This is a genomic window from Bacillus sp. WC2503 (assembly GCF_052682895.1).
In genome coordinates this window covers 5,192,501-5,212,197 of sequence record NZ_JBQYMD010000001.1, presented here as the reverse complement: position 1 = coordinate 5,212,197, position 19,697 = coordinate 5,192,501, and the positions used below count along the sequence as shown (strand labels likewise).

12 protein-coding genes, 16 tRNA genes and 2 rRNA genes (1 of these 30 cut by a window edge) are annotated in these 19,697 nt (G+C 35.5%); 1 reads left to right on the top strand and 29 read right to left on the bottom strand.

Going from position 1 to position 19,697, the window contains the following annotated elements:
- Positions 1-239: 239 nt before the first annotated feature.
- The 12 genes from ACUN26_RS26850 to ACUN26_RS26795 form a co-directional block, all read right to left on the bottom strand.
- The gene (locus ACUN26_RS26850) at positions 240-3,293 is read right to left on the bottom strand and encodes a leucine-rich repeat domain-containing protein (RefSeq protein ID WP_053082648.1); all 3,054 of its coding nucleotides are present in this window, start codon (positions 3,291-3,293) and stop codon (positions 240-242) included.
- A gap of 110 nt (positions 3,294-3,403) precedes the next feature.
- Positions 3,404-4,579 carry a sporulation protein YhbH gene (yhbH, locus tag ACUN26_RS26845; RefSeq protein WP_001288242.1) on the bottom strand — a complete coding sequence of 392 codons (1,176 nt, stop codon included), beginning with the start codon at positions 4,577-4,579 and terminating at the stop codon, positions 3,404-3,406.
- A 450-nt stretch (positions 4,580-5,029) separates the two neighbouring features.
- Positions 5,030-6,925 carry a PrkA family serine protein kinase gene (locus ACUN26_RS26840; RefSeq protein WP_000353271.1) on the bottom strand — a complete coding sequence of 632 codons (1,896 nt, stop codon included), beginning with the start codon at positions 6,923-6,925 and terminating at the stop codon, positions 5,030-5,032.
- 395 nt (positions 6,926-7,320) lie between these two features.
- A complete protein-coding gene (locus tag ACUN26_RS26835; protein WP_000664281.1) occupies positions 7,321-9,390 on the bottom strand; it encodes a sensor domain-containing protein in 2,070 nt (689 codons plus the stop codon).
- Between the two features lie 126 nt (positions 9,391-9,516).
- The gene (trmL, locus tag ACUN26_RS26830) at positions 9,517-10,005 is read right to left on the bottom strand and encodes a tRNA (uridine(34)/cytosine(34)/5-carboxymethylaminomethyluridine(34)-2'-O)-methyltransferase TrmL (protein ID WP_000538149.1); all 489 of its coding nucleotides are present in this window, start codon (positions 10,003-10,005) and stop codon (positions 9,517-9,519) included.
- A gap of 58 nt (positions 10,006-10,063) precedes the next feature.
- Positions 10,064-10,951 (bottom strand): amidase domain-containing protein, encoded by an 888-nt coding sequence (locus ACUN26_RS26825; RefSeq protein WP_000260518.1) that lies wholly within the window; start codon positions 10,949-10,951, stop codon positions 10,064-10,066.
- 44 nt (positions 10,952-10,995) lie between these two features.
- Entirely contained in the window at positions 10,996-12,138 is a 1,143-nt protein-coding gene (gene queG / locus ACUN26_RS26820; RefSeq protein ID WP_000345226.1) for a tRNA epoxyqueuosine(34) reductase QueG, read from the bottom strand.
- A 200-nt stretch (positions 12,139-12,338) separates the two neighbouring features.
- Positions 12,339-12,412: transfer RNA gene (locus ACUN26_RS26815), tRNA-Gly, on the bottom strand.
- Between the two features lie 115 nt (positions 12,413-12,527).
- Positions 12,528-13,178: a DsbA family protein gene (locus ACUN26_RS26810; RefSeq protein WP_000841321.1), complete on the bottom strand. Its 651-nt coding sequence runs from the start codon at positions 13,176-13,178 to the stop codon at positions 12,528-12,530.
- A gap of 187 nt (positions 13,179-13,365) precedes the next feature.
- The gene (locus ACUN26_RS26805) at positions 13,366-14,142 is read right to left on the bottom strand and encodes a transglycosylase domain-containing protein (protein WP_000664700.1); all 777 of its coding nucleotides are present in this window, start codon (positions 14,140-14,142) and stop codon (positions 13,366-13,368) included.
- A 440-nt stretch (positions 14,143-14,582) separates the two neighbouring features.
- Entirely contained in the window at positions 14,583-15,044 is a 462-nt protein-coding gene (locus ACUN26_RS26800; protein ID WP_000400461.1) for an NUDIX hydrolase, read from the bottom strand.
- A 144-nt stretch (positions 15,045-15,188) separates the two neighbouring features.
- Positions 15,189-15,908: a YebC/PmpR family DNA-binding transcriptional regulator gene (locus ACUN26_RS26795; RefSeq protein WP_000532958.1), complete on the bottom strand. Its 720-nt coding sequence runs from the start codon at positions 15,906-15,908 to the stop codon at positions 15,189-15,191.
- Positions 15,909-16,550: 642 nt separating this feature from the next.
- Between ACUN26_RS26795 and ACUN26_RS26790 the strand changes: the two genes are divergently transcribed.
- Positions 16,551-16,871, top strand: a complete 321-nt coding sequence (locus ACUN26_RS26790) for a DUF3884 family protein (RefSeq protein ID WP_000149352.1) — start codon at positions 16,551-16,553, stop codon at positions 16,869-16,871.
- Between the two features lie 177 nt (positions 16,872-17,048).
- Here the strand turns inward: ACUN26_RS26790 and ACUN26_RS26785 are convergent.
- The 17 genes from ACUN26_RS26785 to ACUN26_RS26705 form a co-directional block, all read right to left on the bottom strand.
- Positions 17,049-17,130: transfer RNA gene (locus tag ACUN26_RS26785), tRNA-Leu, on the bottom strand.
- Between the two features lie 10 nt (positions 17,131-17,140).
- Positions 17,141-17,211: transfer RNA gene (locus tag ACUN26_RS26780), tRNA-Cys, on the bottom strand.
- Positions 17,212-17,225: 14 nt separating this feature from the next.
- Positions 17,226-17,300: transfer RNA gene (locus ACUN26_RS26775), tRNA-Gly, on the bottom strand.
- Positions 17,301-17,305: 5 nt separating this feature from the next.
- A tRNA-Gln gene (locus tag ACUN26_RS26770) sits at positions 17,306-17,380 on the bottom strand.
- Positions 17,381-17,443: 63 nt separating this feature from the next.
- Positions 17,444-17,519, bottom strand: a tRNA-His gene (locus ACUN26_RS26765).
- A gap of 19 nt (positions 17,520-17,538) precedes the next feature.
- Positions 17,539-17,612 (bottom strand) — tRNA-Trp (locus ACUN26_RS26760).
- A 7-nt stretch (positions 17,613-17,619) separates the two neighbouring features.
- Positions 17,620-17,703: transfer RNA gene (locus tag ACUN26_RS26755), tRNA-Tyr, on the bottom strand.
- Between the two features lie 10 nt (positions 17,704-17,713).
- Positions 17,714-17,789 (bottom strand) — tRNA-Thr (locus ACUN26_RS26750).
- A gap of 18 nt (positions 17,790-17,807) precedes the next feature.
- Positions 17,808-17,883, bottom strand: a tRNA-Phe gene (locus ACUN26_RS26745).
- 12 nt (positions 17,884-17,895) lie between these two features.
- Positions 17,896-17,971: transfer RNA gene (locus ACUN26_RS26740), tRNA-Asp, on the bottom strand.
- A 3-nt stretch (positions 17,972-17,974) separates the two neighbouring features.
- Positions 17,975-18,051: transfer RNA gene (locus ACUN26_RS26735), tRNA-Met, on the bottom strand.
- 26 nt (positions 18,052-18,077) lie between these two features.
- Positions 18,078-18,153: transfer RNA gene (locus tag ACUN26_RS26730), tRNA-Val, on the bottom strand.
- A 4-nt stretch (positions 18,154-18,157) separates the two neighbouring features.
- A tRNA-Glu gene (locus ACUN26_RS26725) sits at positions 18,158-18,232 on the bottom strand.
- A gap of 18 nt (positions 18,233-18,250) precedes the next feature.
- Positions 18,251-18,342, bottom strand: a tRNA-Ser gene (locus ACUN26_RS26720).
- A 2-nt stretch (positions 18,343-18,344) separates the two neighbouring features.
- A tRNA-Asn gene (locus tag ACUN26_RS26715) sits at positions 18,345-18,419 on the bottom strand.
- An 8-nt stretch (positions 18,420-18,427) separates the two neighbouring features.
- Positions 18,428-18,543: ribosomal RNA gene (rrf, locus tag ACUN26_RS26710) — 5S ribosomal RNA — on the bottom strand.
- Positions 18,544-18,645: 102 nt separating this feature from the next.
- A 23S ribosomal RNA gene (locus tag ACUN26_RS26705) occupies positions 18,646-19,697 on the bottom strand; it runs 1,870 nt beyond the window's last position.

Here is a 19,697-nt window from a genome sequence, read left to right as displayed (position 1 = left end):
GATATAAAATGCAATATTTCATATTATTTCTTGATACAATTTGAACGTATCATGAACGAAAAGTACTTACAATTTTCGCTACAGCTTCTCCATTATTTTATTGATTAAAACATCCTCGTATCCATATCCTTCCCCTATTCAAAAAGACCTTATCATAAGCATATTTCAACATGAAATTGCTATGATAAGGTCTTCTCAAATAATTATATATTTTTTGTAATAATAAGATAAAACGTTATTTATTTCTTAAATACTCTCTTTCTAAATACAAACATACTTAATGCTGAAAGAACAAATGCTAATCCAGAAAGTAAACTCGATGTGTTAGCTTGACTACCAGTTGCTGCTAAAGACTTCTGATTTTCCTCTTGCTTATTAACTTGTTGCTTATTTGAAACTTTTTCTTGCGTACTCTCTTGTCCTACCACCTTCACCGGCCCAACTTGATTATCCCCTTTTGGCTCTTGATTCAATCCAGTTGTTGATTCTTTTACCTCTTCTTTTGTACCTTCAACTTCTTTTACTGGTTCTTTCACTTCTTCTTTTGTACCTTCAACTTCTTTTACTGGCTCTTTTACTTCTTCTTTCGTTTCTTCAACTTCTTTTATCGGCTCTTTTACTTCTTCTTTTGTTTCTTCAACTTCTTTTACTGGCTCTTTTACTTCTTCTTTTGTTTCTTCAACTTCTTTTACTGGTTCTTTCACTTCTTCTTTTGTACCTTCAACTTCTTTTACTGGTTCTTTCACTTCTTCTTTTGTACCTTCAACTTCTTTTACCGGTTCTTTTACTTCTTCTTTCGTTTCTTCAACTTCTTTTACCGGCTCTTTTACTTCTTCTTTCGTTTCTTCAACTTCTTTTACCGGCTCTTTTACTTCTTCTTTCGTTTCTTCAACTTCTTTTACTGGCTCTTTTACTTCTTCTTTCGTTTCTTCAACTTCTTTTACCGGTTCTTTTACTTCTTCTTTCGTTTCTTCAACTTCTTTTACCGGTTCTGTCACTTCTTCTTTTTCAACTATATTTTGGATTACCGTTCCGTTAAAACTTATACTAATTTCATCAGAATCTAAATCAAATTTATATACCTTTTCACCTGGGGTACTCCATTTTATTACTCCGTTATTAAGCGTTCCGCCCTCACCTGTCATTTTGATATTGTCAATAGCTTCTCCTTCTAAGTCATATACAGGAACTTGAATTTCTTCATTTACTTTTGCTTCATCTAAAATGATTGTTTGTCTCCCGACATCAATTGAAAACCACTGCCCTAATTGTATTAGCGGTCTTACATCACAAATCTCATTCCCTGCTAAATTCAAGCTAAGTAAGTCCAGCATTGAACCAATAACCGTTACATCTTTAATATGATTGTCTGCAAGATTTAACCACTGTAAGTTTTTTAATGAAGATAACGGTGTTATATCTTCAATTTGATTATGAGATACATTCACAATATTTAATTGTTTCAAATTTGAGATGAACTCAATATTTTTCAAGCCTACTCCTTCTAAAGTGAGGTTTTCTAAGTTCGTCATGTACTCTAAACCTGTTACATCTTTTATCTCTTTTCCTTTTTCTTTAAGTATCTCTAATGTTTTAATCTGTAATAAATCTTCTTTTGTTATAGGAGCGTTTAAATTCTCTCTACCTAAATTCTCTTTATTAATATGTTGTTGTAAATGTTTATCCAGGATTACATTTTGACTTTCTTTTTGTTTTTCAACTATTTTCTGGACAACCATCCCATTAAATCTTATTTTACTTTCACCAGAGCTTGTATCTAATCTAAATTCATATGTTTTTTCTCCAGGACTATTCCATTTTATAAATCCATTATTCAGAATGGCCCCCTCACTTTTTAAATTGATATTTTGAAGTGGCTCCCCTTTAAGATTGTATATTGGAATTTGTATTTCTTCATCTACGCTTGCTTCACCTAAAAAGATTTTTTGTCGTTGAATATCAATTGAAATTCGCTTACCCAATTCCTCAACAGGCCTTACGTCAGCAATTTCATTCGCTCCTAGGTTCATCTCATGTAAATCTGTTAAATTACTCAGCGGTGATATATCAGAGATATAATTCTCTTCTAAATTCAGTACTTGTAATTTTCCTAATTTAGATAATGGTGATATATCTTTTATTTCACTATCAGCAATTTCTAGTTCAATAAGATTACTCATTTTACTAATAGATTCAACATTACTAATTTTATTGTTCCCTATCCATAATAGTTCCACATTACTTAATTGGTTAATTCCAGTAAGATCACTGATTTGATTATTGGCTAAGTATAACTGTTTCATAGTTGATAATGTAAATAATGGCTGGATGTCTTCAATGTTATTACCAACTAAATCTAATGTTTTAATTTTTTTCATTTTACTTAATGGTGTAAGATCAGAAATTTTATTATCTCTTAAAAAAAGCATATTAATATTCTCTAACTGCTCAATTGGATGAATATTTTTAATTGGATTAGAAGTTAAATCTACGTACTTCAAATCTCTCAGTTTCGAGATGGCTGATATATCTGTTACATTAGATTCTCTTAACGTCAACTTCTCTAAATTTGTCATATGTTCTAAACCAGCTATTTCATTTATTCCTTCACCTGAATAAATGGATAATGTTTTAATCTTTAATAAATCTTCCTTAGTTATTGGATCATTTATATTTTCTCTATTTAAATTATGTTTATTAATATGCCTTTGTAATTGCTTATCTAATATTACATTTCCGCTTTCATCTTGTTGTTCCACTTTATGCTCTTTATTTTCCTTTTCTGGAGCATTGTTTTCTAAATTTAAAGCATTTACTTCAAACTGCACTTGATATTTATTATCATAGGCCATCGTTGGAATATAAATATGCATTTTCATATTATATCTTTTTCCCAATTCCCCAACTTCAAATTGAATAACCTTCGTTCCATTTTTCTTTTTGTCTTCTGATATAACCTTTACATCATGAAACACACCAGGAGTATGAATATCCTCTGTTTTCAAGTATTGGAAGAAATCGCTATCACTTAACGTTGCTGTTACAATTTTCTTTCCATTCTCAATTGTTAATTTCGGATCCTTTATATAAACAGCTGCCATAGACTCTTCATTCGTTTTATCTTTATATGCTTTAATAACAGCGTCATATGTACCATCTTCTAAACCTTGTCCCGTTTTATTCGCCTCAATTGCTACCGCCGCTAAAGCAGGTTTCGAATACACAGCAAATGGAAGTGATAACGCCGCCGCTATAATCATTGCATTTATATGTTTTTTTTTATTTTTTTTCAACTTTACATCTCCTCCAATATATATAATTCAAAATGTAATCATTTCTTGAATAAATGATAATGATTTTCATTATCATTGTCAACTAAAAAAATAATCCCTTTTAAAAGGGATTATGCCATTTTCTCTCCTGATTCTTCTTTAAAAAAGCTCTTCATCGCATGGAATACGTCTGCTTTTTGCTTTAAAATATAATATCTAAAGTTCTCATCTTTAATATTTTTATAGGCTGACATAAGCGTACTATGGCGGTTGTACTGATTCACTTCCCCATACCCAAACATATTACATTTCTTCATCAGCTCCTCAACAAGCTTTACACATCTCGCATTATCTGATGTTAAATTATCACCGTCTGAAAAATGGAATGGATAAATATTATAGCGGTCTGGTGAATATTTATTATCGATAAGCTCTAATGCCTTTTTATACACGGAAGAACATATCGTTCCGCCACTTTCTCCTTTTGAGAAAAATTCTTCTTCTGTAACAACTTTCGCTTCTGTATGATGAGCAATAAATTCAATATCAACTGTTTCATACTTTGTACGTAAAAATCTTGTCATCCAGAAAAAGAAGCTACGTGCCATATACTTCTCCCATATTCCCATCGATCCACTCGTATCCATCATCGCTAATACAACAGCTTTTGAATCTGGCTTTAACACTTCATTCCAAGTACGGAACTTTAAATCCTCTTGGTGAATTGGATGGAAAGATGCTTTACCACGCATTGCATTTCGTTTATATGCAGATATCATCGTTCGTTTCTTATCAATATTTCCCCATAGTCCTGTTTTTCTAATGTCATTAAATTCAATATGTTCAATCCGGTTTTCATCCATTTCTTTTCTCTTTAAATTAGGAAGCTCTAGCTCTTTGAAAAACGCTTGCTCTAATTCTAAAATAGAGACTTCAGCTTCATAATAATCTTCTCCAGCTGCATCTCCTGCACCTTGACCTTTTCCTGGGCCTTTTTGCTTTTGACCACCTGATCCATCTCTCGCAACGACATCACCAACTTTGCTATCACCAGTTCCTTGCCCAACGTGTTTGTTTTTATCATAATTGTACCGAATCTTATATTCATCTAAAGAACGAATTGGTATTTTTACAACATCCTTGCCATTAGACATAACAATGCTTTCTTCTGTTACAAGATCGGGTAAATTATTCTTAATTGCCTCTTGTACTTTTTCTTGATGGCGCTGTTGGTCGTCATATCCTTTGCGATGGAGGGACCAGTTTTCCTGTGAAATCGTATAATTTGGTTGATTTTCTTCGCTCATTCCTTTCCCTCCTTACTGTAATTGTCTTTCTCTATGAACAGCAATCTATAAATTTTGTTCTATAATGTTCAAGCTAAAATATTTGAAAGGTAACTGCCCATCGAAAATCACCCCATAAACATATATAACGTTTTACATACAATACTCCGAGCATCCTAAACAAAATTTTGCCACTCACATAATAGAAAGAAATATTCAGCCTCTGATAAGAAAGAAACACAATGCATTGTTGCACACATTTTCACTTTGCAACATATTGTATTGTGTTGGCTTTTTTCGTATGAATGGTTGGTTACTCTATCATATGCATATTGTAAAAATAATTGACAATAAATTCATGAAATTGCATCTTAATTTATTATATTTGGACAAGGTATGACACTTTACACATATGAATGGATAATAAAACGCTGTCCCGCAAAAAACAAGAGACAGCGTTTTGTTATCAAACTATCGATTTAGCAAGCTACCTACATAGCGTAATAATTCATTTGCCGAAGAAGAATTATAGCCATGCTCATCAATTAAACGTGCAACAACATCGTTGATTTTCTTAAGCTGATTTTCATCTGGTGTTTTCGTTGATGTTGTGATTTTCACGACATCTTTTAAATCAGCAAATAGCTTCTTCTGAATCGCTTCGCGAAGACGTTCATGCGAGTTATAATCGAAACGTTTTCCTTTACGCGCATAAGCAGAGATGCGAATTAAAATTTCTTCACGGAATGCTTTCTTCGCGTTTTCTGAAATTCCAATTTGTTCCTCAATTGAGCGCATTAGTTTTTCATCTGGGCTCATTTCTTCACCTGTTAATGGATCACGTAATTTCGATTTATTGCAATATGCTTCAACGTTATCTAAGTAATTATCCATAAGTGTCTTAGCCGATTCTTCGTATGAATATACGAATGCTTTTTGTACTTCTTTCTTAGCAATTTCATCATATTCTTTTCTTGCTAATGAAATGAAGTTCATATAGCGCTCACGATCTTCATTACTAATGGATGGATGCTGGTCTAATCCATCTTTTAAAGAACGAAGTACGTCTAGTGCATTAATAGATGGTACTTCTTTTCTAATAATTGTAGAAGAAATTCGGTTAATAACATAACGTGGGTCAATACCGCTCATACCTTCATCTTGGTATTCCCGTTGCAATTCTTCTACATCAATCGCATTATAACCCTCTACCATTTCACCATCATATAAACGCATCTTTTTGTTTAAATCAATATCTGGACGCTTCGGATCTTTTAAGCGAGTTAAAATTGTAAACATCGCTGCAACACGAAGTGTGTGTGGTGCAATATGCACATTCGATACATCACTTTCATGAATCATCTTCTCATAAATATGTTCCTCTTCACTCACTCGTAAATTGTATGGAACTGGCATTACAATAATTCTTGAATGCAATGCTTCATTTTTCTTATTTGCTATAAATGAGCGATACTCTGTTTCGTTCGTATGCGCTACAATTAATTCATCTGCTGAAATAAGCGCAAACCTTCCCGCTTTGAAATTACCTTCTTGCGTAAGCGATAATAAATGCCATAAAAACTTCTCATCGCATTTTAACATCTCTTGGAATTCCATCATCCCTCGGTTCGCCTTATTTAATTCTCCATCAAATCGATACGCACGAGGATCTGATTCTGAACCATATTCTGCAATTGTTGAAAAGTCTAGACTACCTGTTAAATCGGCAATATCTTGTGATTTTGGATCAGACGGGCTAAATGTACCAATCCCTGTACGACGATCTTCCGAGAAGAAAATACGCTCTACAACTACATCCTCAATTCTTGACCCATATTCTTGCTCTAGACGCATTACATTTAATGGTGATAAATTCCCTTCAATTCTCACTCCATACTCATCAAAGAAATCATCCCGTAAATGATGTGGAATTAAATGCAGTGGATCTTCGTGCATCGGGCAGCCTTTAATTGCAAAAATCGCTCCACGATCTGTACGTGAGTATGTTTCTAATCCTCGTTTCAACATCGTAACTAATGTTGATTTCCCTCCACTAACAGGACCCATTAATAATAAAATACGTTTTCTAACATCTAATCTTTTTGCAGACGGATGAAAATATTCTTCAACAAGACGCTCTAGTGCATCCTCTAGTCCAAACAGCTGATTACTAAAGAAATTATATTTTCTTCTACCATCAACTTCTTCGATTCCGGCATCTTTTATCATATTGTAAATGCGAGAGTGTGCTGTTTGAGCCACCCATGGTCTTTCTTTCACAAGCTCCAAATACTCCGCAAACGTACCTTCCCATTGTAAACGTTCTTCTGCTGCTCGATGCTGTTCAATCTTTTTTAGAATATCCATTATAGCTCCTCCCCCATCTCCTTGTTCAATCGGATTATTATAAAAGGTATGCTAGGATGTCCTTAAACATTCTTTAAATCAAAACGAAATATATAGTAGTGCTATAAAATTCTCTCCAAAATTCAAAGAAAATTCTGTATAATATAGGTATTAAAGTTTTCACACTGCTATTCATTATAAATAAATTCTTTTCTTCTAAGAACCTTACATACATTTCAATTCATAAATAGAATTCGTAAATCGAAAAAGTAGGGGGAGTATTAATATGAAATTATTATTAATTTTAGGTGTATCACTCACATTTCTTACAGCTATTTTCACATCTGGTTACAACGATAAACCAGGTACACATAAAAAGTGATGTGCTTTTAGCACATCACTTTTTTCTTTATACATCATGTATAATACATATTTTCCACATCATATTTTGATAAAGGGCGACTATAATAATAACCTTGTACAATTTCTACATTTTTTTCCTTCAAAAACTGTATTTGTTCTGCTTTTTCTACTCCTTCTGCAATTACATTCAATTCTAATGTATGAGCTAAATGAATAATTGCAGCCGTAATATTCGTATCACGTTCATCTACATGTATACCTTCCATAAAAGAGCGATCAATTTTCAAAGTATCAATTGGATATGTTTTCAAATAACTTAAAGACGAATACCCTGTTCCAAAATCATCTAAATGAATCTTTAAATTTTGTTCTTTTAATTGTAGCAACACTCTCTTTGATATGTCTTTATGTATAAGGGCTCCTTCTGTCACCTCTATCGCTAATAGATGAGCTGGTACATTGTACTTATTTAAAGCACGTGTAATCATCTCTATTAATGTAATAGATCGAAAATGTCTAGCTGAAATATTAACTGCAATCGGAACCACTTCATACCCTTTATTTAACCATTCACGTATTTGCTGACACACTTGATCTACTACCCACTCATCAAGCTTAATAATAAAACCTGTTCTTTCTGCCAGTGGAATAAATTGATTGGGAGGGACAAATCCTAATTCTTTATTCTCCCATCTTATTAAAGCTTCCATACTAGCTATTTTTTTCGTTTCAATATTAACCTGCGGCTGGTAATATAAGAAAAATTCATTTTTCTCTATAGCACGATGTAACTGATTTTCCATTACAAACCTTTTCTCACGTTCACAATCTAATCCTTTACAATAAAAATGATAATGCCCTTTTCCTTTTTCCTTTGCTTTTTCCAAAGCAGCATCAACTCTTTGAAAAAGTATTTTTTCATCGGCTCCATCTGTTGGTGCCATTACAATTCCAATTGATGCACTTAAATACACGTCCTCTTCTTCAATTACAAAATGTTCACTAATCTTTTCTAATATGTTTTTTGCAACTTCCTCTACATATTCTTTCGTTATATTTTCTATTAACATAACAAATTGGTCATCATGTTCTCTAAATAAATGCATACCTTCTATTTCTAGATTGCTTAAACATTCTGTAACTTTTTGTAATACTTTATCTCCTTCTTTATGACCAAATGTATCATTAATAAGATGAAATTCATCCAAATCCATGAAAACTAGTGCAAGCTCTTTATTTTCATTTAAAAACTCATTTAGCTTGTTTGTGCATGAAATTCTATTCATTAAACCTGTTAATTGGTCATAATAAGCTAAGTATTCCGTCTTCATCTCATTTAATACTTGCCTTGTAACATCCCTCGTAACAATATACACCCCAACAATTTCACCGTTCACAATAATCGGGATCGTTCTCAAAGAAATATATAGTTCATATCCTTCTTTATGAACATATTTCTTTGAAACAATTTGTTTTGCTCTCCCCTGTAAAGCTTCCTTAAATATAATTTGAAAGTCTTTTTCATATTCTTTAATAATAAAGTTAAAAATAAAGTTATTATTTAACTCTTCATATCGGTATCCAAATATTTCATACGTTGCCGGATTAGCATATGTAATTATACCTATAGAATCTATAGATATAATGGAGTCATTATTATATTCTAGTAATGACTTAAATAACATTTGTTTTTCCTCTATCTCTGCTTTCTCCTCAATCTGAGCTGTAATATCCCTTGTAATACAAATAATAAATTGACATACCCCTTCTTCGTCGTATACAGGATTAACTGAAGACTCATAATGTAAATTACCAGTTGGGAAACTGATTACATCACAAAATGTGTGTGCTCTCGCCTCTCTCACCACTTTTGTATATTGCTCTTGTAATATTTTCACCTTTTCTCCTGATAACACTTCTGCAAATGTTTTTCCGTAACATTCTTCACTTAATCCAGCATAATCCATCCCTATTTTATTTATATAAATATATTTAAAGATCTCATCATCAATAACTTTCACAATAAATACTAAATCTTGAATAGCATGTAATAGTCCTTGTCTTATTAAATCCATATCTATCATACTTAAAAAGGTATTTTGATTGTTATATTGTTCCTTCATATTTATCTCAACCCGTCTTATCTATTTTTAATCATATATCCCATTCTATATGAATATGTACCTTTTTTAAAATGTATGACTACATATTATTTTTATTTATAAAAAAAAGCCGCCTAATGGCGACTTTTAATAAACGATTTCTAAATCTAATCCTGGATAATTTTGTTGACGAAACGCTTCATAAATTAAAATTGCTGCTGTATTAGATAAATTTAATGAACGTACTTTATCCGTCATTGGAATACGTAAACAATGATCGAAGTTTTCTTCGATTACATTAGCTGGTAAGCCATTTGTTTCTCTTCCAAACACGAAATAATAATCCTTCTCACGTTTGCTATAATCAAATGCTGTATGAGCTTTCTCACCATACTTTGTTAAATAGAAGAATTCACCGTCTTTATTTTTCTCATAAAACTCTTCAATTGAATCGTAATACGTAACTTTTACGTGCTGCCAATAATCTAATCCTGCACGCTTTAACATTTTGTCATCCGTTGAAAACCCAAGCGGTCTAATCAAATGTAATTCTGTTCCAGTTGCTGCACAAGTACGTGCAATATTTCCTGTATTTGCTGGAATTTCTGGTTGATATAAAACAACATGTACACCCACGCGATATTCACCTCTGTTTTTTGTCTACTACGTATTATACCACTTGAACGAAAAATCTCTACCCATTAATAATATGAAAGAATTTATATTTCATTTGTGGTGTGTATTTACTAGAGTCCTCATAACTCCAATAACGCCGCCGGCTATTTGCTGAATGTGCATTTACAAGTGGCATACCATCTGCGTCTTTTGCTACTACAATCGTCGTATGATTCCACCTACCGTCATCTTCGAAATCGTAAGCAATGACATCACCAAGAATAAGGTCTTCCGGCTTTTCTACAGCTTCTCCTCGCAGGCCAACTGTAGAACCTGACAAGTACCAGTAAAAAGAGTGTGCGACAGCCCAGCTCCAACTCCACTGGTTCTCCCTTTGCCACCAACCTTTACGAATATTAGGATATCCGTTCATTGGTACTTCTCCAGTATGAAGACATTGAGAAATAAAATTTGTACAATTATCAGGAAAATTGCGATACACTGGGTTTCGATCATCCCACCAACGCTCTGCATATTTTACTGCCTCTAAACGATTATACTGATAAGAACCGTATTTCTCTTTCGTAACTTCTCTTTCTAATGTCTCACCTATTCCAATCTCTTCTGGCACTTCAATAGCATAATCACCTATTATCCGGCTATTATTTAAACAAACTCTTCGTTTTAATTGTTCCTCTTCGATATAAAATAATTCTTTATGCTTAATTAAATATTTAAAATGTACTTGATAATCAATTTCTTGATAATCACTACTATTTAGCTGTCTAATGAAAGAAACATCTGCTGTTGCTTTCACTATATCTGCACTACGTTTTTGAAACAATTGTTTCTTTCTTTGTGCTAGTTGTAATAAATCTTTAGCAATACCATCCACATTTGTTCGTTTCTCTGTTACATATGCTAAAAACTGTTGTACTTGTGTTTCAATATTTTCTTTTACAACCATTTCATCTCCCTCCCATATTACAATATGAAAAAGGGAGATATTATCTACTCTTTTTTCTGCGCTAACAATGCAAGCCCGCGATTCATTTCATGAAGAACTTCTTCATCCTTTTCACGTTCCATCGCTTTCTCAATGGCTTCGCCTACTCCATCTCCACCAATTTTCCCAAGTGCCCACGCTGCTGTTCCGCGTAGCACTGGTCTTGGATCATCTTTCATAACACCGATTAGATCAGGAATTGCTGATGCTTCTTTAAAATGCGCCAATGCTAAAATCGCATTTCGTTGCAATGGCTTTTTACCTCTCCATGACCCTGACATAATCCCATATTTCTCTTTAAAATCACGATTACTAATTGTTAAAAGTGGTGTTAAGAGCGGTTTAACTAATTCAGGATCTGGCTCCATCTCAGGATGATTATGAAAATCCATTCCTTTATTTTTTGGACAAACAGTCTGACATGTGTCACATCCATATATACGATTTCCTATTTTATCGCGATATTCTTCAGGTAGGAACCCTTTCGTCTGTGTTAAAAAGGCAATACATTTCTTCGAATCTAACTGCCCACCCTGTATTAAAGCACCTGTAGGACAAACATCAATACATTTTGTACAGCTTCCACATTGATCTTCTATCGGCTGATCTGGTGGAAATGGAACGTTTGTAATTATTTCTCCCAAGTATACATACGAACCAAATTCAGGTGTAATAATAGCGCAGTTCTTACCACTCCATCCGATACCTGCACGTTCTGATACAGCACGATCGCTTAACTCACCTGTATCAACCATTGACTTCACTTCTATATCTGGAAGCTTTTCAATTAAATATGCCTCTAACTTTTGCAAACGATCTCGTAAAACAAGATGGTAATCTTGTCCCCAAGAGGCACGACAAAAAATCCCACGGCGTTCTCCACGTTTACTTAATGGTGCGTTTTTTAATTTTGAAGGATACGCTAAAGCAATCGCAATAATTGATTTCGCACCTGGTAATAAAAGCTGTGGATTCGTTCTTTTTTCTATATCAGACTCTTCAAATCCAGATTGATAATTTAATTGTTGCTGCTGGATTAACCGCTGCTTTAGCTCCTCAAATGGGGAAGCACTCGCAAAGCCTATTTTATCTATACCAATTGTTTTACTATATGCAATTACATCTTGCTTTAATTGTTCAAAATCCATTCTTAATCGCCTCCTCAGATGAACCCATCCCTTATGTAACGACTATATTGATTAGCAATTCACTTTTGGAATACTATTCTTTACTTCTATTTTCGCATACTATTACGCTTTTCAAACATTAAAAAACGCAATGCCTCGTTTATCTCAGAAACGAAACACTGCGTTGATCACAATTTATTAGAAAAACATTAAATAAAATTTGGAGCGGGTGAAGAGAATCGAACTCTCGACCAGAGCTTGGAAGGCTCTTGTTTTACCACTAAACTACACCCGCAAATATGAAATACATATAAGATATTAGAATAACTTATGTAAAGTAGTATAGCATGTAAAAAAAACGGAAGCAAGAATTTTATCGAAAAAAGTCGAAAAAGTGATGAGAGACCTCATCACTTTTTCAATTCTTTATCAATCGCCTTCTTCATACTATCGAAATCAGGATTTGCAAGATTCCCGTTTATATATACTGAAGGAGCACCTTGAACTTTTAATTTTTGAGCACGATCTGAATCTTTACGTACTTTTTCTTTTATTTCTTTACTGTGTAAATCTTTTTTAAACTGTTCTACATCAACTTTTGGAAGTTTCTCTTTCACAATGCTAAGAAGTAATTCTTCTGTAATCCATTCTTCCGTATCTTTCTTTTGACTTTGATAAATCTCATCATAGAAAGTCCAGAATGAATCTTTATCTTGTTTATAAATTGCTTCACCAGCTGCTGCGCCTAAATCAGAGTCTTTTCCAATAAATGGGAAGTTAATAAAATATAACTGCACTTTACCTTTATCAATATATTCTTCTTTTAATCGTGGTAATACCGTTACATCCCAAGTACGACATGCTGGGCATTTGAAGTCTCCAAATTCAACTACCTTAACCGGAGCATCATCTTTACCTAAAGATTGTTGCGTAGAATAAGCAAACATCTCATTCCCTTTATCTTTTTTGTCATTTATGATGCTATACGCAATTGTTCCGATTACAATCAATACTGCGATAGAAAAAACTACACCAAGAGCCATGAGTTTATTTGATTTCATATACATTCCTCTTTAAATTCATATTCTGTATACAGCATTGTACACAATACACATAATATCAACACTTATATACGTCACGCAATGAACACGCTCACATAAATTACAAAAACACAATAATTGTGACGATATTGTGTCACAATTTGTCACAATTTATTCAAAAAAAGAAGCTCCTATGCAAGAGCTTCTCTTAACTTACTGCTTTTTCACGCGCATTATTTAACATCGACTGCTCTGTTTTTATATCATGGCGAATTACTAATTTCTCACTAACTGCTTGCACATACTCATCATGATTGATATATCCTTCTTTTTCCATTAATCTCAAAACTACATTTCGTCTCTCGACCGCTTTATCATAATTTTGCGCAGGTGAGTAATAAGCAGGTGCTTTCACTACAGCAGCCATCATCGCACTTTCAGCCAACGTTAATTGGTTCACCGTTTTACCGAAGTAAAGGTTGGCTGCTTTTTCAATTCCCCATGCTCCTTCTCCGTAATAAATATTACTTACATACAATTTTAAAATTTCATCCTTCGTAAATGTACGTTCAATTTTTTTTGTATAAAAAATCTCTTTCCACTTACGAGAAAATGTACGTTCATTCGTTAAAAAAGCATTTTTCGATAATTGCTGTGTAATTGTGCTTCCTCCTTGCACAACACCACCAGCTTTTATATTCTCAACAGACGCCCTAATAATTGCTATATAATCTAAACCATTATGATGATAAAACCTTTTATCTTCTGTCGCGATAAATGCATGTGTTAATGATTCTGGCACCTCTAACTTAGGCGGTACATGTAATTTACTAATATCACTTTTCTCGATCATTATATTTCCAACGAATAATAACGTACAACTTAACAATAATAATAAAATAATGGCTTTATAAAAGAATTTAGTCATTGGATTTAATGCAACTTTTTGATGATAGTTCACTCTAGATAATACTCGTTCTTTCATCTTGAACACCTCTTTTCCACACAGCATATATATCTCTTAACTTAAGAATACCTTGTTGTAAAAAAATATCCCATCGATTTCTCTTACACCTACCTTACATCATTGTAAGGTATAAAAATGTATTGTATCACAGTCTTTTTTTATCTACTATTCATCTGAAATATTGAATATACATTATTTTAAAACATTCATAACAAACAGCAGCGTAGAAATTAAGAGCGTTATACTTCCTTGATTCCACTTTATTCTTTTATTATATCATCTATAAATTTCTATTTTTAAACATCTAGTAATCTAATTATATATGATATATCATAATTATACAGAACTAATGTTCTCGAAATCAATACTAGCTTTATTATCATTTTGACCTTTTTCTGAAGTAATATACATAAGAAAAGGGTAGCTATTTGAGATACACTCAAATAGCTACCCTTTTCTTACAACCTGCCTATAAGGTTATATGGCTGTACTTCCCACGTTTCGTATGGGATGAAATGCGTTGCTCTCATCGCATCAACTGTTCTTGATTTCATATGAGGACGCGTTATATACTCATCGATGTTCTCTTCATTTAAAGCAATAAATTTAGCCTCTTGTATTTCTTCAGGTTGAATTTTTATATCACCACTCACATATGCCACTTTAAACACAACAGCTAAAATATGCATAGAAGCATTATAATAGACCCCTGTAATTCCGATAGGCTTCACCGATAATCCTGTTTCCTCTTTTATTTCCCTACAAACAGCTTGATCGAGTGCTTCTCCTTCTTCTACCTGTCCCCCAGGCATTTCCCACGTATCCGCTCGCCAATGTACTTTTGTTAAAAGCACCTCATTCTTTTCATTTGTTAAATAGCCTGCTACAGCAACGATATGCTTTGGTGTTTTATGCTCCATAGAAATACCTCCTAGAAATACAATCATTTAAAATACTATCTATGATCCTATTCCATAACTATAACAAAACACCTTTAAAACCTTATCATCTTAATTATTTCAATAAAAAAGACCCAGTTCGTTAAACGAAAGGGTCCTTTTTTATTATTCGCCTAAGTCTACGTTATGGTAAACTTGTTGTACATCTTCTAAATCTTCTAATGCATCAACCATTTTTTCAAATTGTACTTGAGCATCTTCAGGAAGTTCTACATCATTTTGTGCAAGCATTGTTAATTCTGCAACTGTAAATTCTTCAATACCAGCATCTTTAAGTGCAGATTGTACTGAGTGGAATTGATCAGGTTCAGCATAAACGATAACAGAATCTTCTTCTTCTAGAATGTCACGTGCATCTACATCTGCTTCCATTAAAATTTCAAGAACTTCATCTGATGTTTTACCTTCAAGACCGATAACAGCTGTCGCATCGAACATGTAAGCTACAGAACCATTTACGCCCATGTTACCACTGTTTTTGCTAAATGCAGCTCGTACATCTGCTGCAGTACGGTTTACGTTATTTGTAAGTGTATCTACAATTACCATAGATCCATTTGGTCCAAATCCTTCGTAACGAAGCTCATCATAGTTTTCTTCTGAACCGCCTTTTGCTTTTTCAATTGCACGATCAATAATTGTTCTTGGTACATTGTATGTTTTCGCACGCTCTAATACAACTCTTAACGTTTGGTTTGATTCAGGATCTGGCTCGCCTTGTTTTGCTGCCACATAAATTTCACGTCCAAATTTCGCGTATATACGGCTTGTATTTGCATCTTTTGATGCTTTTTTGTCTTTAATGTTGTTCCATTTACGGCCCATACTTTCCACTCTCTTTCTCGTTTTAAATCTACATAAAAATATTAATATGAAATATAATGTGTATTCAACACATTTTTAAAAGAAATATAAAAAGTTCACTTTTGATTCATATTACAGACATAATATAAATCATTATCATTTTGTTCTTTCGACAAGTTATATTATACATGAATTTTTACGTTTATTACGAATTTTAGCATCACATAATATAATTTAACAAAAAAGACTCTAACATTTCTGTTAGAGTCTTTTTACATCGTCGATACCGATTGTCCGGGCCGCACCGACACTCCCGAAGGAACACGATTTTGAGTCTTTCTAGGTGACATTTATATAGTTATATAGAGTGTTCCCCCTAAAATCCTTTATTTTAAAGTATTTTAAAAATTTTGAGCTTCTTTAAACATGATGAATTAAAATGAAACGAAGCCAAAATGGAATCACAATAAATAACTGATACTTTTTACTTTCATTTCTCTCTTGATTAAAATTATCATATTTCATTTATTACTTTATTTCCCGCTAAACAATAAAGAAAAGGGAAAAATTACCACAACCTCCCCCTAATTACTTTTTATTGCTGTATAATTAAAACAGGAAAATAATTTTGGAATTCAAAGATTTGAAGGATGGGAGAGAATTATGACACATTTAAATGAAAAAAAAGCACATGGTCTTAAAGGGATAGGAGAAAAGCTAAACCCAACTATCTATCAAGTGAGATTCATGAAATTAGATGAACCAATTCAATTTGAGTCATTCCCTAAATTAAAGGAATTAGGGGAATGGTTGAGTACTTCAACGCAAATGTGGTCGTGCCACTCAACTATGTACAAGTACAACAGAGAAGAGTTTGAAAAGAAGTTTTTAGAAATTACAAAGTTAACAGTTGATAATGTGCTAATATCTACTGGTGGTGTCGGATTTAACTTCATGTCACCAGGGTGGAGAGATTCTCTATAAAATGAAACACTAAAGGGATAAAAATGAATGTTCATTTTTATCCCTTTAGTGTTTCACAGTTTGCTTTAACTGTATAGCATGAGCTTTGATAGTATTAGTCCTTATTTTGTAGTGCGATGAAAACACAAAAAAACTCTACACAACTAGTGTAGAGCCTTGATGTTACGCCGTTCGTGATACCGATGGTCGGGGTCGAACCGACACTCCCGAAGGAACACGATTTTGAGTCGTGCGCGTCTGCCAATTCCGCCACATCGGCACAATAATAAAGGCGGCAACCGGATTTGAACCGGTGATAAAGGTTTTGCAGACCTCTGCCTTACCACTTGGCTATGCCGCCATATTTAATTTAATTGGAGCGGAAGACGGGATTCGAACCCGCGACCCCAACCTTGGCAAGGTTGTATTCTACCACTGAACTACTTCCGCAAAAATGGCTGGGCTAGCTGGATTCGAACCAGCGCATGACGGAGTCAAAGTCCGTTGCCTTACCGCTTGGCTATAGCCCATCGAATTCTTACTTAATTATATGTAAGTATCAATTAGATTATTTGTAATTTTTAAAATAAAAATGGGGCGACTGATGGGAATCGAACCCACGAATGCCGGAGCCACAATCCGGTGCGTTAACCACTTCGCCACAACCGCCATGTTGTGTAAATATATTTGGCAGGGGCAGTAGGAATCGAACCCACACTGGAGGTTTTGGAGACCTCAGTTCTACCTTTAAACTATGCCCCTATGTAAATGGTGGAGGGGGGCAGATTCGAACTGCCGAACCCGAAGGAGCGGATTTACAGTCCGCCGCGTTTAGCCACTTCGCTACCCCTCCGAAACTTACATGGTGCCGGCTAGAGGACTTGAACCCCCAACCTACTGATTACAAGTCAGTTGCTCTACCAATTGAGCTAAGCCGGCGTATTGTATTAAGATAAATGGTGGCTCGGGACGGAATCGAACCGCCGACACGAGGATTTTCAGTCCTCTGCTCTACCGACTGAGCTACCGAGCCTTATTAAAAAAATGGCGGTCCCGACCGGGGTCGAACCGGCGATCTCCTGCGTGACAGGCAGGCATGTTAACCACTACACCACGGGACCATTTGGTTGCGGGGACAGGATTTGAACCTGCGACCTTCGGGTTATGAGCCCGACGAGCTACCGTGCTGCTCCACCCCGCGATAATACTATTCATATAAAATTTATATGGTGGAGGATGACGGGATCGAACCGCCGACCCCCTGCTTGTAAGGCAGGTGCTCTCCCAGCTGAGCTAATCCTCCAAAGTGGTGACCCGTACGGGATTCGAACCCGTGTTACCGCCGTGAAAGGGCGGTGTCTTAACCACTTGACCAACGGGCCAAATATTATAAATCCTTATGGCGGAGAGCAAGGGATTCGAACCCTTGATACGCTTGTGACGTATACACGATTTCCAATCGTGCTCCTTCGGCCAACTCGGACAGCTCTCCAATGGCTCCGCAGGTAGGAATCGAACCTACGACCGATCGGTTAACAGCCGATAGCTCTACCGCTGAGCTACTGCGGAATAATATTGCCTGGCAACGTCCTACTCTCACAGGGACAAGGTCCCAACTACCATCGGCGCTAGAGAGCTTAACTTCCGTGTTCGGTATGGGAACGGGTGTGACCTCTCTGCCATCATTACCAGACATTATTCTTTTGAGACAATCATTATTATAACTTATTCACTTTAAAAGTCAACAAGTTTTTTTATGTTCTCTCAAAACTAGATAACATTTGCTACATATTATATGGTTAAGTCCTCGATCTATTAGTATTCGTCAGCTCCACATGTCACCATGCTTCCACCTCGAACCTATCAACCTGATCATCTTTCAGGGATCTTACTAGCTTACGCTATGGGAAATCTCATCTTGAGGGGGGCTTCATGCTTAGATGCTTTCAGCACTTATCCCTTCCGCACATAGCTACCCAGCTATGCCCTTGGCAGAACAACTGGTACACCAGCGGTGCGTCCATCCCGGTCCTCTCGTACTAAGGACAGCTCCTCTCAAATTTCCTACGCCCACGACGGATAGGGACCGAACTGTCTCACGACGTTCTGAACCCAGCTCGCGTACCGCTTTAATGGGCGAACAGCCCAACCCTTGGGACCGACTACAGCCCCAGGATGCGATGAGCCGACATCGAGGTGCCAAACCTCCCCGTCGATGTGGACTCTTGGGGGAGATAAGCCTGTTATCCCCGGGGTAGCTTTTATCCGTTGAGCGATGGCCCTTCCATGCGGAACCACCGGATCACTAAGCCCGACTTTCGTCCCTGCTCGACTTGTAGGTCTCGCAGTCAAGCTCCCTTATGCCTTTGCACTCTACGAATGATTTCCAACCATTCTGAGGGAACCTTTGGGCGCCTCCGTTACACTTTAGGAGGCGACCGCCCCAGTCAAACTGCCCACCTGACACTGTCTCCCGGGTCGATAAGACCCGTAGGTTAGAATTTCAATACAGTCAGGGCGGTATCCCACCAGCGCCTCCACCGAAGCTAGCGCTCCGGTTTCAATGGCTCCCGCCTATCCTGTACAAACTGTACCAAAATTCAATATCAGGCTACAGTAAAGCTCCACGGGGTCTTTCCGTCCTGTCGCGGGTAACCTGCATCTTCACAGGTACTATAATTTCACCGAGTCTCTGGTTGAGACAGTGCCCAAATCGTTACACCTTTCGTGCGGGTCGGAACTTACCCGACAAGGAATTTCGCTACCTTAGGACCGTTATAGTTACGGCCGCCGTTTACTGGGGCTTCAGTTCAGAGCTTCGCTTACGCTAACCCCTCTCCTTAACCT